Here is a 14,030-nt window from a genome sequence, read left to right on the forward strand (position 1 = left end):
AGATCCGCGCGATCCGGGCGCCACGTGCGTCCGCGTGCGGGTGTGGCGAAATTGGTAGACGCACCAGATTTAGGTTCTGGCGCCGCAAGGCGTGGGGGTTCAAGTCCCTTCACCCGCACCATTGCGAAGTTGAGCCAAAGGCATCGCAAGCTCCTGCTCTCCACCTGAACACCTCGTGCCGCGACGCGTCGAAACTGCGCGCCTGAGCAGATCCGTCGCCTCAGCGATCGGGCCAGCCTTGGATCACCTCGTTTGGTTTCGCCGGCGCGTGCCCGGAGCGTCGTCCCGCCGCGGACATGGCGGTATAGCGGTTTCAGGCTGACTGGAGTGGGCGACCTTGCCGAAGCGGTCTCGGGCACGCATCGCGCGCCGCGGTGTGATCCGCGCGCAAGGCGGTCGTGCAATCTCTGCCGTGCTGGCGTGCCTGCGTCGCTGCCTGGCGGCCGTAAGGCGCTAGGGTGCTGCGTGGTCTGGCTGGCGGGAGATGGATGGCTGGCTGGCGTCTTGGCTGGCTCGCTATCTATGAACTGTCTCTAGCTGACCGACGATCCGCAGGCAAGAGGCACGGGTGAAAAAATGTAGAAAATCAATTAGTTGACTGAATTTGTCGGGTAGGTGTCGGGCTGGGTGATCGGGGCTAAGGTCTCGGCGCGCATAGATTTCCGCAGCTGCCGGATGGGCACGCGGCCCGCCGAGGCGCGGGACCAATTTGGCCAAGATGACCGCGGCGGCTCCCGTCTCGGGGGCCTCAGGCCCGTGCGAGTCGGACGGCGGCCTGCTCGGCGGGGGCTTCGGAAGGGCCGGGACCGAAGCTGGCCACGGTGACCGGGCGCGGGGCATCCGGGAAGTGGTACACCGCATTGGCGCAAAACGGACCCGCCCCGGAATGTCCGATGGCGCGCCCGGCGGCCCCGAAGGCACCGCTCATCAGTCCGAGCGCGTAACCGCAGTCGGTCCAGGGGCGGCCCGCGATGGCGCCGCCGAGCGGGTGTCTGACCAGCATCTGCCGCAGGCTGCGTGGGGGCAGCAGCGCGCCGCGGAACACCGCGTGCAGCAGGCGCGCGGCATCCGGCGCGGTGCCGATCAGGCAGCCATGGTAGACCCAGCCCGGATGGTAGCGGCGCGCGGCGGGCCAGTGCACGCGTGCGAAATCCGCGCGGCGCGTTGCCAGCGCGAGGCTGTGCAGCCCGAGAGGGGTGGCGAGGCTCTGCCGCACGAGGGTGCCGATGCATGCGCCGGTGACCTGCTCGATCAGTTCGCGCACCAGCATGTAGCCGAGGTTGGAATAGGCCCATCCCGTGCCGGGCGCGAAGAGCGGCCCCTGCGCCATGGTCTGCGCCCAGAGATGATCGCGTGGCCAGGGTTCCGCGTCGGCCGCGACAGCCGCGCGATAGGCGGGCAGGGTGACGTAGTCGGGCAGCCCGGAGGTATGGTTGAGCAGCTGGCGCAGGGTGACCGCCTTGTCCGGCAGGGGCGCGTCGAGGTGCAGGGCCCCCTCCGCCACCAGCCGCAGCGCGCAGATCGCGAGCACGGTCTTGGTGAAACTCCAGTAGGGCAGGATCTCGCTGCCGTCGCCGCCGCGCAACTCGGCGGCGGTGTCGGTGATGCGGCAGGTGAGAAGCGCTGCGTCCGGAGCCATGCAACCGGGGTAGCACGGGGCGCGCGCCCCGCCCAGCCGGGACGGTGCCGCGCCGCAGGTCGGGCGCAGGCTCTTGCCCGAAAGCGGCAGGGATGCCATATCGCCCGGAACGATTTACGGCAAAAGCAGAGGGGCACGGGCCTTATGTTCGATCTGACGGGAAAATGCGCGCTGATCACCGGCGCTTCGGGCGGCATCGGCGGCGCCATCGCCAAGGCGCTGCACGGCGCGGGCGCGACGGTGGCGCTCTCGGGCACCCGCGAGGCGCCGCTGCAGGAGCTGGCCGCAGAGCTCGGCGAGCGCGCCTTCGTGCTGCCCTGCAACCTTTCCGATCCCGAGGCCGTGGCGGCGCTGCCGAAGCAGGCGGCAGACGCGATGGGCGCGGTCGACATCCTGGTGAACAACGCCGGCATCACCCGCGACAACCTCTTCATGCGCATGTCGGATGACGAGTGGCAGTCGGTGATCGACGTCAACCTCACCGCCAACTTCAAGCTCTGCAAGGGCGTGCTGCGCGGCATGATGAAGGCGCGCTGGGGACGCATCGTCAACGTCTCGTCGATCGTCGGCGCCACCGGCAACCCCGGCCAGGGCAACTACGCCGCGGCCAAGGCGGGCCTCGTCGGCATGACCAAGTCGCTGGCCTATGAGGTCGCCTCGCGCGGGATCACCGCCAATGCCGTGGCGCCGGGCTTCATCGAGACCGCGATGACCGACAAGCTGAACGACGAGCAGAAGTCCGGCATCATGGGGCAGATCCCCGCGGGACGCATGGGCACGGCGGATGAAATTGCCGCAGCTGTCCTCTATCTTTCCAGTCAGGAAGCTGCTTATGTCACAGGCGCGACGCTGCATGTGAACGGCGGTATGGCGATGCTCTGACCGCGTGCCTTCGGGTGCGGCGGAAAGCGTTTGCCATCCTGCGAGCTTATGCTATAGGCGCGCAGGACCTTTGATCGGGTGGGTGCACGCGTGCCGGCCTGGTCATTCCCCGGACCTCCGGGGGTACGTTGCCCGGTTCCGGGCGGATTGAGCAGCCACCCCGCTGGGGCAAGGGCAAAGACGGGTCGAGAGACCCAGACACATTGTGAGGACAGAAGAATGAGCGATATCCCTGATCGCGTGCGCAAGATCGTGGTTGAGCACCTGGGCGTTGAAGAAGACAAGGTGACCGAGAGCGCCTCCTTCATCGACGATCTCGGCGCGGACAGCCTCGACACCGTGGAACTGGTCATGGCCTTCGAAGAAGAGTTCGGCATCGAGATCCCCGATGACGCAGCCGAGACCATCCAGACCTTCGGCGACGCGGTGAAGTTCATCAAGGAAGCCTCCTGAGCTTTTCCGACTCCCCAAGCGGAGTTGTGAACGGCGCCCCTCGCGGGCGCCGTTTTGCGTTTCGCGGGGGCTTGTCGCTCCTGTCGTGCCACAGGGGGCGCTGCCCCCTCGCCGCTGCGCGGCTCACCCCCGGCGTATTTTGAAAGAGAAGAGGGGCAAAGGCGGCCGTGCCCTTGCCCCTCTTCTCTTTCAAAATACGCAAATCCGGGGACGGATCCGGGCGCGCCGGCGGGCGGAGGCGCGCCGCCTCAGCCTGCAATGCGCACGTTGAGCAGGGCGCAGCGGCGCTCCTCGCGGATGACCGCGAGCGCGCTGTCGAGGGCCGGGCGGAGCTCACCCTGGGTCTCGACAGCGCGCGCCCAGGCATTGCTGGCCTCGGCGACCTTGCAGAAGTCGGGACTGGGCGCGAGACCGGTGAGCGGCATCACGTTGGCGCGGCCCGCCGCGCCCTCGGGGTAGAGCCCGGTGACAGAGGCGCGCACTGCGCCCCATTCGGCGTTGTTGAGGATCACGATGAGGATGGGCAGCGCCAGCGCCTCGGCGATCTGGTGGCAGGCCACCGGGTTGGCGAACATGTAGCTGCCGTCGCCGAGCGTCGCGACGCAGAGGCGGTCCGGTTCGGCGAGCTGCGCGCCGAGCGCGGCGGGGAAGGACCAGCCGAGCCCGCCGGAGTGTGGCTCCTGGAACCACGAGCGGTGCGCGCGGCGGGGCAGCGGGCCGAGCATCGTGCCGAGCTCGGAGAAGACCGTGCTGGGCGCTTCCTGCGCATCCAGCGCCTCGCCGAGGATGCGGCTGACCGCGGGCTTGGTGAGCAGCTCGCCCTGCGGCTGCGCGGCCTCCGACTGCGCCTTGCGGGCGCGGGCCGTGGTCTCGGCGAGGCGGGCGCGGCGCGGGGCGACGTGATCGCCCTTCGGCAGGTCTTCCATCGCGGCGATCAGGGCAGGGATCGTGCGGGCGTTTTCGCCCGTGATGCTGAGGTCCGAGCGGAAGTTGCGGACCGGGAAGCGCGAGAAGATCGGGTCGGGGCCCATGTTGGCGATCTTCGCCTCGGGGCGCGGCGCATGGGCGTCGGGCATCCAGGGGGCGAGGCAGTCGAGGATCAGCACCACGTCGGCCTGCGCCAGCCAGGGGCCGGGATCGGCGCCGACGTGGCAGGGGTGGTCGGTGGCGATGGCGAGATGCGTCGCCCACCACGAGCAGACCGCGATGCCCCAGTCCTCGGCCCAATCGGCGAAGGCGGCGAAGCTCTCGGCATCGCCGGCACCGCGCTGCGCGATGATCAGCGGCGCTTCGGCCTCGGCGAGCCAGCGGGCGAGGGTGGCCAGCGCCTCGGGGTTCGGCGCGGCCTCGGAAGCGGCCATGGAGGGGGCGACGTCCAGCCCCTCGGTCGGCACGGGCTCGCAGAGCACTTCGCGCGGGATCGACAGGTAGACCGGGCCCTTGGGGGTGGAGCTGGCGATGGCATGGGCGCGGTCCAGCAGCCCCGGCACCTGCTCGGGGAACTTCAGCTCGTACTCCCACTTCGAGGCCTCGCGCACCAGGGCCGCCTGGTCTCGCATTTCCTGGCCCCAGCCGATCGGGACGGTGCGGGCGCCGAAGCGGCCCGCCTCGGTCACCGGTGTGCGGCCAGACATGAGGATCATCGGGATATGCTCGCAGGCGGCGTTGATCGCGCCGATCGCGCCGTTGGCGAGCCCGACGTTGGTGTGCAGCATCACCGCCTGCGCCTTGCCGGTCATCAGGGTGTAGCCATGGGCCATGCCCATCGCGGCGTGCTCATGCGGCATGACCAGCGCCTGCGGCAGATCGATGCCCTCGGCGGCGGCCTGCGCCAGCCCCTCGATGATCGGCGGGAAGTCGGTGCCGGAGTTGGCGAAGACATAGTCGACGCCAAGCGCCTTCAGCCGGGGGAAGATCGCTCCCCCGGCGGTGACGGTCGTTTGGTCTTTCATTGTTCAGCCTCCCAGCAGGGTTGGCAGCCAGAGCGTGAGCACGGGGAAGGCGAGGATCAGCGCGACCCGCACCAGCTCGGCGCAGAAGAAGGGGGCGACGCCCTTGAAGGTTTCGATCATCGGCGTGTCCTTGGCCAGCGCCGAGATGATGAAGACATTCATCCCCACCGGCGGGGTGATCAGCCCCAGCTCGGCGACAATCAAGGCGAGGATGCCGAACCAGACCTTGAGATCCTCGGTGCTCATCCCGAAGCCCGCGCCGTCGGCCGTGGCGTAGAGCCCGCCGTTCAGCTCGACCAGCATCGGCCAGAAGAAGGGGATGACCAGCAGGATCATCGACATGCTGTCCATCAGGCAGCCGAGCAGGATCAGCGCGACGAGGATCAGCACCATGACCATCATCGGGGCCATGCCGCTTTCGGCGATCCATTGCGCCGCCTGCTGCGGCAGGCCGATGCGGGACATGAAGATCTTCATCAGCTCCGCGCCGAGCAGGATGACGTAGATCATCCCCGAGGTGCGGGCCGTGGATTTCAGCGCCACGACGATCTCGGAGAGGCCCACGCGGCGCTTTGCCAGCCCGTAGACCCAGACCAGGAAGACGCCGACGGCGGCGGCGGGGGTCGGGTTGAAGAAGCCGCCGTAGATGCCGCCCAGCACCAGCCCGAAGATCACCATGACCGGCAGCAGGCCGAGCGTGGCGGTGATGAACTCCGAGCGGCTGGCGGCGCCGCCCGCGGGGCCCGCGGCGGGGCGGACGCGGACGTAGATGGCGATGGTCAGGATGAAGAAAAGCACCGCGAGGATGCCGGGCAGCATGGCCGCGGCAAACATGGTGACGATATTGGCCTCGACGATCACCGCGTAGACGATCAGCACCACCGAGGGCGGGATCAGGATGCCCAGCACACCGCCCGCCGAAAGCGCGCCGGTGGCCAGCGCGCCGGAGTAGTTGTAGCGCTTCAGCTCGGGCAGGGCGACCTTGCCCATGGTCGAGGCGGTGGCCAGCGACGAGCCGCAGACCGCGCCGAAGCCGGCGCAGCCGGCAATGGCCGCCATGGCGGTGCCGCCGCGCATCCAGCCGAGCCAGGCGTTGGCGCCGCGGAACAGCGCGTGGCTGAGCCCCGCGACCGTGGCCAGCTCGCCCATCAGCACGAACATCGGCACGACCGAGAGGTCGTAGATCGAGAACTGCCCGTAGGCGAGCGTCTTCAGCTGGCTCAACAGCAGCATCGGGCCGTTGACCAGCGCGATGCCGACACCGCCGACGAGGATCATCCCGTAGGCGATGGGAATGCGGATGGCGATCAGCACGATCAGCACGACCAGCGACAGGATTCCGAGGGTGATGGGATCGCTCATGTCCGGACCTCCGACAGGCTTTCGCGGAAGGTGACGGCGGCGGCGGCGATGAGCAGCGCCAGCGAGACGAGGATCGGCACGAAGGCCCACCAGATCGGCACCTGCAGGATCGTCGTCGTGTAGTTGTAAGCCTTCTGGTCGAGCATCCCGAGGGACATGCGCCACACCAGGATGCAGGCGAAACCGAAGGCGATCAGCGAGGCGATCGCGCGCAGCACCGCCAGCACGGGGCGGGGGGCGTTCGCGGTGAAGATGTCGGCGGTGACGTTGGCGTCGGTCAGCTGGCAATAGGGCAGGAAGGCGAAGACGGCGACGGCCACGCCCATCTCGGTCAGCTCGAAATCGCCGGGAAAGGGTTTGAGCACCACGGCGCCGACAACCGAGGCGACGTTGATCAGCACGATCACCAGCAGCAGCGCGCCGCCCAGCAGCGCCCAGAGGGTGACCAGACGTGCGACCGCAGCGGATACCCCGCTGCGGCCCTGAACTTCTGCGGCGAACATCAGTTGCTCATGCTCGCGTCGGCATTCGCCTTGATCAGCTCGCGCGCCTTGGCGACCATGGCGGTGCCGTCGATGCCCTTGGACGAGACATCCTCGATCCAGCGGTCGACCACCGGCTCCAGCGCCGTCTCGAAGGCGGCGGTCTCTTCCTCGGTGAGCGTCACATGGGTGTTGCCCGCGTCGGTCGCGACCTTGATGCCGCGCTCATCGATGTCGCGCCAGATCTTGCCGACCTGCGCCACCCAGTCACGGCCGGACGCATCGCGGAAGGCCTTCTGGATGTCCTCGGGCAGGCCGTCCCAGCGGCCCTTGTTCATCGACACCTGGAAAGTGGTGGTGCCGAAGCGGGTCTTGTCCGCGCCCTCGATCTGGTACTGGGTCTGGTCCTGCAGCTTCAGCGCCGGGATGATCTCCCAGGGGATGAAGGCGCCGTCGACGACCTTCTTCGACAGGGCCTGCGGCAGGTCAGGGACCGGCATCGACACCGGCGAGGCCCCAAGCGCCTCGATCACCCAGGCACCGGTGCGGGTGGGGATGCGCATCTTCAGACCGGCGAGGTCCTCGGGCTTGCGGATTTCCTTGTCCACGGTGTGGATGGCCTGGCCCGCGTGCACGTGCAGGAACATCGGCTCCACGCCGGCATAGTCGTCCTTCAGGTACTCGTCGTACATGTCGTACATCGCGAGGTTGGTCGCCACCGGATCGTTGGTGAAGACGTTGGGCAGTTCCATCACCTCGGTGCGCGGGAACAGGCCCGGCGTGTATCCGTTCACCGTCCAGATCAGATCGACCACGCCGTCACGGGCCTGGTTGATCAGCTCTGGCGGGCGGCCGCCGAGGGTCATCGAGGGGTAGATCTCGATCTTCACCTTGCCGCCGGAGTTCTCTTCGACCGCCTTGGCCCAGGGTTCGAGCATCTCGGTCTGGGCCGGGGCCTTCGCGCCAAGGAAGTGGTGCAGCTTGAAGGTGTAGTCCTGGGCCCAGGCGCCGCCGGCGGCGACGCTCAGGGCCAGGACCGCAACCGCGGTTTTTGCCAGTTTCAGTTTCATGGATTTCTCCTCCCGTTTTGAACCGATCCGATCGCTTCCAGGTCAGATCGGGTAGTGCAGATCGCCGTCCTGCGTCGTCATCCAGCGCAGTTCGGTGAACTCGGCGACTCCCCACGTGCCGCCGAAGCGACCGTAGCCTGAATCCTTCACGCCGCCGAAGGGCATTTGCGCCTCGTCATGCACGGTCGGGCCGTTGACGTGGCAAATACCACTCTCGATGCGCCGGGCGACCGCCATGGCGCGGGCCTGGTCGCGGCCGAAGACCGCGGCCGACAGGCCGAATTCGCTTTCGTTGGCCACGCGCACCGCCTCGTCGACCGAGCCCACGCGGATGATCGAGGCAACCGGTCCGAAGCTTTCCTCGGAATAGAGCCGCATCTGCGGGGTCACCCCATCCAGCGCCGCGGCGTTGAGAATGGTGCCGGTGCCGCCGCCGCCGATCAGCCGCGCGCCCTTCTGCACGGCGTCCTCGATGAGGTCGCGGATGCGGTCGGCGGCGCCGATGTTCACGAGGCTGCCGAGCGGTGCCTTGCCCTCGCGCGGATCGCCCGCGGTGAGGCTTTCGACCTTTTCAGAGAAGGCCGCGACGAAGGCGTCGGCGATGCCGTCCATGACGATGATGCGCTCGGTCGACATGCAGATCTGGCCCTGGTTCATGTAGGCTCCGAAGCCCGCGGCCGCGACGGCGGCAGGGATGTCGGCGTCATCCAGAACGATGAACGGTGCCTTGCCGCCCAGCTCCAGCAGCGAGGGCTTGAGGTGGCGGGCCGAGAGTTCCGCGACGATGCGACCGACGCGCGTCGATCCGGTGAAGTTCACCCGGCGCACGGCGGGGTGGGCGATCAGCGTCTCGACCAGTTCCGGCGCATCCTCGGGGGCGTTCGAGATGGCGTTGACCACGCCCTTCGGCAGGCCCGCTTCGGACACGGCTTCAAGGATCAGCGCATGGGTGCGCGGGCAAAGCTCCGAGGTCTTCATCACCACGGTGTTGCCGCAGGCCAGCGGCGTGGCGATCGAGCGCACGCCGAGGATCACCGGCGCGTTCCAGGGCGCCATGGCCAGCACCACACCCGCCGGCTGGCGCACCGCGTAGGCGGTCGAGCCGGGGCGGTTCGAGGGCACGATCTCGCCCTTGATCTGCGTGGTAAGGCTGGCCGCTTCCAGAAGCATGTCGGCGGCGAGCATGACGTTGAACCGGGCCCAGGCCTCGGTCGCGCCGATCTCGGCCTTCATCGCGGCGACGATGTCGTCACCGCGCGCCACCAGCGCCTCGGAGGCCTTGATCAGCAGCTTGCGGCGCTGGCCGGGAGCCACGGCGGCCCACTCGGGGAAGGCCGCGGCGGCGGCATCCACCGCACGGATCGCGTCGGCCTTGCTGGCGGCGGCGGCGCGGGTGGCCACCTCGCCCGACACGGGGTTTGCGCGTTCGAATTCGCGGCTGTCCTCGGCGGGAACATGTTCGCCGTCGATAAAGAGGTTGAGGCTATCCATGCCTGTCCGTCTCCTTGGTTAAATCAGTTCGTTTTCCAGCGGTTCCGCCGTGCCGCCCAGGAAGGCGCGCTGCACGGCGGGATCGCTCTGCAAGTGTTGTGCGCTGCCTTCGCCCACCACGCGCCCGGCTTCCAGCAGGTAGCCGCGGGTGGCGAGCGCGAGGCTGGCGCGCACGTTCTGTTCCACGATGAGCAGGGTCAGCCCGGTCTCGCGGATGCGGCCAAGGGCGGCAAACACCTCCTTGGTCACGATCGGGGCAAGGCCGAGGCTCGGCTCGTCGAGCAGCAAGAGGTCGGGGTTCGACATCAGCGCGCGGGCGATGGCGACCATCTGCTGCTCGCCGCCCGACATGGTGCCGACCAGCTGCTTCTGCCGCTCGGCAAGGCGCGGGAAGAGCTCCAGCACCTCGCGACGACGCTTCTCCGCCCCGCCACGCGCGCGGGCCGGATGGCAGCCGAGCGCGAGGTTGTCGGCGACGCTCATCCGGGCAAAGACGCCGCGCCCCTCGGGCACCAGCGCGATGCCGCGCTCGACGATCTCATGCGCGGGCACCTGCGCCAGGTCCTGCCCCTCGTGCAGGATGCGCCCCGAGGCGGGGCGGACCGTGCCGCCCACCGCCTTCAGCAGCGAGGATTTCCCCGCGCCGTTTGCGCCGAGGATCACCACGCATTCGCCCCTGTCCACCGCCATGCTCACCCCGCCAAGCGCCATGTGCTTGCCGTAGGTGAGGCGCAGGTCGTCGATCTCAAGCATCCTCTTCTCCCAGGTAGGCGGCGACCACATGCGGGTCCGACAGGACTTCGACCGTGGGGCCGTCGGCGATCAGCGTGCCGGAGTTCATCACCGCGCAGCGCGGGCAGAGCGCGCGCACCGCGTCCATGATGTGCTCGACCATGATGATGGTGATGCCGGTCTGCTCCAGCTCGCGGATCAGCCTGATCCCCTCGTGCAGCTCGGTCGGGTTGAGCCCGGCCAGCCACTCGTCGAGCAGCAGCAGCTTCGGTGCCGAGGCGAGCGCGCGCGCCAGTTCCAGCCGCTTCTGGTCGATATATGTCAGCTCCGAGGCCTGCTGTCCGGCGCGGGACGTGAGCCCCACCATGTCGAGGCATTCGGCCACCTGCACCTTCAGCGCGCGGCCCCAGAGCCCCTCCGGGCCGAAGGCGGCGGGGACCATGACGTTCTCTTCCAGCGTCAGCGAGGGCAGGATCTTCACCAGCTGGAAGGTCCGCGCCACGCCCGCCTTCGCGATGCGGTGGGGTGCGGAGCCGGTCATGTCCTTGCCATTGATCAGCAGCGCCCCCTCCGAGGATTTCAGCGCCCCCGAGATCAGGTTCATCAGGGTGGTCTTGCCCGAGCCGTTCGGCCCCAGCAGCCCCAGCACCTCGCCGCGCCTGACGGTGAGCGACACGCCGTTCACCGCCGTCAGCCCGCCGAAGCGCTTGGTGAGGCCCTGCGTTTCCAGAAGCACGCTCATGCGCTGGCCTCCTTTGCCGGTTTGGTGGCGGAGGTGCCGTTGCCCCGATGGCGGACCTTCTCAATCGCCGCCAGCACGCCGTCGGGCAGGGCGTAGACCACCGCCATGAACATCAGCCCCAGCAGGATCGAGAAGTGATCGGGGAAGCGCGCCGAGAGCCACTCGAACAGCAGGAACAGCGGCACCGCGCCGCAGAGCGGACCCCAGAGCCTTGTCGCGCCGCCGAGCAGCGCCATGATCACCGTCAGGAAGCTGACCGTCGGGTTGAAGACGATCGAGGGCTCGACATAGACCCAGCGCGGTGCCTGGATCGCGCCGACCAGCGTGATGATCGTGGCCGAGACGACGAAGAGCACGAGCTTGGTGCGGGCGAGGTTGATGCCGGAATGCGCCGCGACGGTCTCGTCGTCGCCGATCACCCGCAGCGCGAGGCCGAGGCGGGAGCGCCGGATCCAGGCCGAGAGCACGAGCGTCGCCGCGCCGAGCGCGAGGAGCTGCCAGTAGATGTGTTTCGCCTCGAGATCGAGGAAGATGTAGCGGCCGAGCGTGCCGGTCACGTTGACCTCGAACCAGGTGATCAGCTGGCGCACAAGTTCCGCCAAGCCGAAGCTGAAGATCACGAAGTAGATGCCCGCGAGCCGCAGGGTGGAGAGCCCCACCAGCAGCGCCATGGTCGCGCCGATCCCTGCGGCGCAGAGCAGCACCAGCGGGTAGGGCAGTACCTCGTTCAGCACCGCGACCGTGTAGGCGCCGACGCCGAAGAAGGCGACCGTGGCCAGCGAGATGTAGCGCGTTGGCCCAGAGAACATCGCCCAGGAGGTGACCAGCGTCACGTAGCCCGCGAGGCCGACCAAGAGCCCGGTGCCGTAGTCGCCGAAGACCATCGGCAGGGCGGCCAGAGCCGCAAGTGCGGGGATCGCAAGAAGATAGCGCATCGGATCAGCCTCCCGCCCTGCCGAAGAGCCCCGTCGGCCGCCAGAGCAGCACGGCAAGGAACATCGTGTAGGTGGCGGCCATCGTCAGGCCGGGATCGATGAAGGCGGCGACGAAGGTCTCGGCGAGCCCCAGCAGCAGCCCGGCGATCAGCGCGCCGAGGATGTTGCCGACGCCGCCCATGATCACGACGATCAGCGCCTTCATGGTGAAGACCACGCCGTCTGTCGCCGAGAAGGTCTGGAACATCGAGACCAGCGCGCCTCCGGCGGCGGCCAGCGCCCCGCCGAGCGCGAAGCCCTGGCGGCCCAGCTTGCCCACGTCGATGCCGACGAGATAGGCCGAGTCCGGGGCCAGCGCCACGGCGCGCAGCGCGCGGCCCCAGCGGGTGCGGATCAGCACGGCGTAAAGCCCGAAGCCGATGACCAGCGAGACCACGAAGGCGATCAGCCGGTTGGCGGCGATGGTGGTGCCGAGGATGCCGATGCCCTGGTTGAGATAGCTGTAGGAGGTGAAGTCGCTGCCGAAAGTGACCAGCATCAGCCCCTGCACGACGAAGAGCAGGCCGAAGGTGGCGAGGATCGTGTCGACCTCGAGCCGGCCTCCGCCGCCCGAACGCTTGATCAGCGGGCGCATCATGACGGTGTGGATGATCCAGCCGAGCGCGTAGCCCAGCGGCACGACGATCAGCAGCCCCCAGAGCGGGCCGAGGCCCCAGCTGGTGAACATCATGGTCACCGCGAAACAGGCGAGCAGCATGAACTCGCCATACGCGAGGTTCATGATCCGGGCGATGCCGTATTGCAGCGACAGCCCCAGCGCCAGAAGCGCGTAGGTGCCGCCGAGCACGAGCCCGAGAAAGAGGGTGGAAAGAAACATCTAGCGTCCCTGCGAGAGGGTTCGGGCGGGGCGGGCACAGGGCCCGCCTCCGCGGATTGACACGTGGATTACCATTCGGGCTTCGGGATGACCGGGGCGGATGCTCCGGTCTGGTCCGCCGGGCTGACGGCGACGAAGTGCTCGCCCTGCCACTGGCCGACCCACCAGAGCTTGCGCAGCTGGTTGTCCTCGAGTTTGACCTCGCCGATCACCGTGTCGAAGCTGCCGGTCGAAAGCTCGGAGGCGAGCGCCTCGTGGTCGAGGCCGACGCGTTTCACCGCCTCTTCGAGCATCTCCAGCGAGGCGTAGGTGATGGCGCTCGCCCAGCTGTCGGGCGGGGTGCCGATGACCTCGGTGTGCTTGGCGAAATACTCGGCGATCTCGGGGCTGTCCGCATTGACGCCGCCGATCGACATGACGCCCTCCTGCTTGCCCTCGGCAATCTTGCCGTAGATCGGGAAGGCCCCGCCGACGCCGATGTAGAAGACCTTGGGGTTGAAGCCCGTGGTCATCGCCTGCTTGGTCACGCCGAAGCTGCCCGGCGGGTAGGAGAAGGCGACGAAGCTGTCGGCACCCGAGCCCTGCACCTCGTTGAGGATGGCGGCGAAATCGGAGGTGCCGAGCGGGTAGCTCTCGTCGTAGACCAGCTCGAAACCGGCTTCCTCGAAGGCGGGGCGGGCCGCCTTCACGAGGTCGATGCCGAAGCCGTCGGCGACCGAGATCATCGCGACCTTGTCGTTGATCGTGCCGGCCTCCTTGGCGGCGGAGAGCGTCTCGACGAGGGCAGTGGCGTAGTCATGCCCGCCCCCGAGCATCCAGAACGAGCGGTCCCAGCGCTTGGCGAACTCGGGGGCCATGTCGGTCACCGAGGTCACCGCCAGCTGCGGATAGCCGAAGCGGTCCATCAGCGGCGCGATGGCGAGGTTGCCGCCGGTGCCCCAGGGCGGCAGGATGAGGTCGACCTTGTCCTGCGTCGCGAGCCGCTCGATGGCGCGCACGAGATCCTCGGCGGTCGAGCGGTCGTCGTATTCCACCACCTCGATAGGGCGGCGAGAGCCGTCGGGCATCTCGAGCCCGCCGGCCTCGTTCACTTCCTTCACCCAGAGCTCGTAGTTGGGGATTGTGGTGATGCCCGCGCCGGTGGCGTTGGGGCCGGATTTCGACACCGCGTACCCGATGGTGACGGGCTCTTGCTGGGCTGCGAGCGGCGCGGCCAGCGCCAGCGCCGAGACCATTGCAAGCGGCAGGGCGCGCAGCACAGCGCGCCTGGTGTTCTGTGTCATGTTGTCCTCCCGGTTGATGCCTTTGCAGCATCGCGTTGCGCCTCAGGCGTCCCTCTCCCCGAGACGTCCTGTGGCGGATGCAGCAGAAGTTATCTGAAAAATGCGTTGATAAAATGCACGTATGAGCGGA

13 protein-coding genes and 1 tRNA gene are annotated in these 14,030 nt (G+C 68.3%); 3 read left to right on the forward strand and 11 right to left on the reverse strand.

Going from position 1 to position 14,030, the window contains the following annotated elements; translation table 11 throughout:
* The first annotated feature begins 36 nt into the window (after window positions 1–36).
* A tRNA-Leu gene (locus tag IQ782_RS02160) sits at window positions 37–121 on the forward strand.
* A gap of 627 nt (window positions 122–748) precedes the next feature.
* On the opposite strand, the gene IQ782_RS02165 is transcribed toward IQ782_RS02160, so the two are convergent.
* The gene (locus IQ782_RS02165; protein ID WP_240989027.1) at window positions 749–1,738 is read right to left on the reverse strand and encodes a serine hydrolase domain-containing protein; all 990 of its coding nucleotides are present in this window, start codon (window positions 1,736–1,738) and stop codon (window positions 749–751) included.
* A 45-nt stretch (window positions 1,739–1,783) separates the two neighbouring features.
* Here IQ782_RS02165 and fabG point away from each other — a divergent pair, with 45 nt between their 5' ends.
* Entirely contained in the window at window positions 1,784–2,521 is a 738-nt protein-coding gene (gene fabG, locus IQ782_RS02170; protein WP_194132951.1) for a 3-oxoacyl-[acyl-carrier-protein] reductase, read from the forward strand.
* A 219-nt stretch (window positions 2,522–2,740) separates the two neighbouring features.
* Window positions 2,741–2,974 carry an acyl carrier protein gene (locus tag IQ782_RS02175; protein WP_007800270.1) on the forward strand — a complete coding sequence of 78 codons (234 nt, stop codon included), beginning with the start codon at window positions 2,741–2,743 and terminating at the stop codon, window positions 2,972–2,974.
* 248 nt (window positions 2,975–3,222) lie between these two features.
* Here IQ782_RS02175 and IQ782_RS02180 read toward each other — a convergent pair whose 3' ends face one another.
* From IQ782_RS02180 to IQ782_RS02225, 10 genes are all read right to left on the reverse strand, one after another.
* Window positions 3,223–4,926: a thiamine pyrophosphate-requiring protein gene (locus IQ782_RS02180; RefSeq protein WP_194132952.1), complete on the reverse strand. Its 1,704-nt coding sequence runs from the start codon at window positions 4,924–4,926 to the stop codon at window positions 3,223–3,225.
* 3 nt (window positions 4,927–4,929) lie between these two features.
* On the reverse strand, window positions 4,930–6,288 hold the full coding sequence (locus tag IQ782_RS02185; RefSeq protein ID WP_194132953.1) for a TRAP transporter large permease: 1,359 nt from the start codon (window positions 6,286–6,288) through the stop codon (window positions 4,930–4,932).
* Window positions 6,285–6,791, reverse strand: a complete 507-nt coding sequence (locus IQ782_RS02190) for a TRAP transporter small permease (protein WP_194132954.1) — start codon at window positions 6,789–6,791, stop codon at window positions 6,285–6,287. The genes IQ782_RS02185 and IQ782_RS02190 overlap by 4 nt, the downstream gene beginning before the upstream one ends.
* Complete coding sequence (locus IQ782_RS02195) at window positions 6,791–7,840, reverse strand: TRAP transporter substrate-binding protein (RefSeq protein ID WP_194132955.1); 1,050 nt, start codon at window positions 7,838–7,840, stop codon at window positions 6,791–6,793. The genes IQ782_RS02190 and IQ782_RS02195 overlap by 1 nt, the downstream gene beginning before the upstream one ends.
* A gap of 42 nt (window positions 7,841–7,882) precedes the next feature.
* Entirely contained in the window at window positions 7,883–9,331 is a 1,449-nt protein-coding gene (locus tag IQ782_RS02200; RefSeq protein WP_194132956.1) for an aldehyde dehydrogenase, read from the reverse strand.
* Between the two features lie 18 nt (window positions 9,332–9,349).
* Complete coding sequence (locus IQ782_RS02205) at window positions 9,350–10,084, reverse strand: ABC transporter ATP-binding protein (RefSeq protein WP_194132957.1); 735 nt, start codon at window positions 10,082–10,084, stop codon at window positions 9,350–9,352.
* Window positions 10,077–10,805: an ABC transporter ATP-binding protein gene (locus tag IQ782_RS02210; RefSeq protein ID WP_194132958.1), complete on the reverse strand. Its 729-nt coding sequence runs from the start codon at window positions 10,803–10,805 to the stop codon at window positions 10,077–10,079. The genes IQ782_RS02205 and IQ782_RS02210 overlap by 8 nt, the downstream gene beginning before the upstream one ends.
* Window positions 10,802–11,740, reverse strand: coding sequence for a branched-chain amino acid ABC transporter permease (locus tag IQ782_RS02215; protein WP_194132959.1), 939 nt, complete (start codon window positions 11,738–11,740; stop codon window positions 10,802–10,804). The genes IQ782_RS02210 and IQ782_RS02215 overlap by 4 nt, the downstream gene beginning before the upstream one ends.
* Window positions 11,741–11,744: 4 nt before the next feature.
* The gene (locus tag IQ782_RS02220; protein ID WP_194132960.1) at window positions 11,745–12,617 is read right to left on the reverse strand and encodes a branched-chain amino acid ABC transporter permease; all 873 of its coding nucleotides are present in this window, start codon (window positions 12,615–12,617) and stop codon (window positions 11,745–11,747) included.
* Window positions 12,618–12,685: 68 nt separating this feature from the next.
* Entirely contained in the window at window positions 12,686–13,900 is a 1,215-nt protein-coding gene (locus IQ782_RS02225; protein WP_194132961.1) for an amino acid ABC transporter substrate-binding protein, read from the reverse strand.
* Window positions 13,901–14,030: the final 130 nt, after the last annotated feature.

Origin of the sequence: Salipiger mangrovisoli, assembly GCF_015223355.1 — a bacterium.
Taxonomy (GTDB): Bacteria; Pseudomonadota; Alphaproteobacteria; order Rhodobacterales; family Rhodobacteraceae; genus Salipiger; species Salipiger mangrovisoli.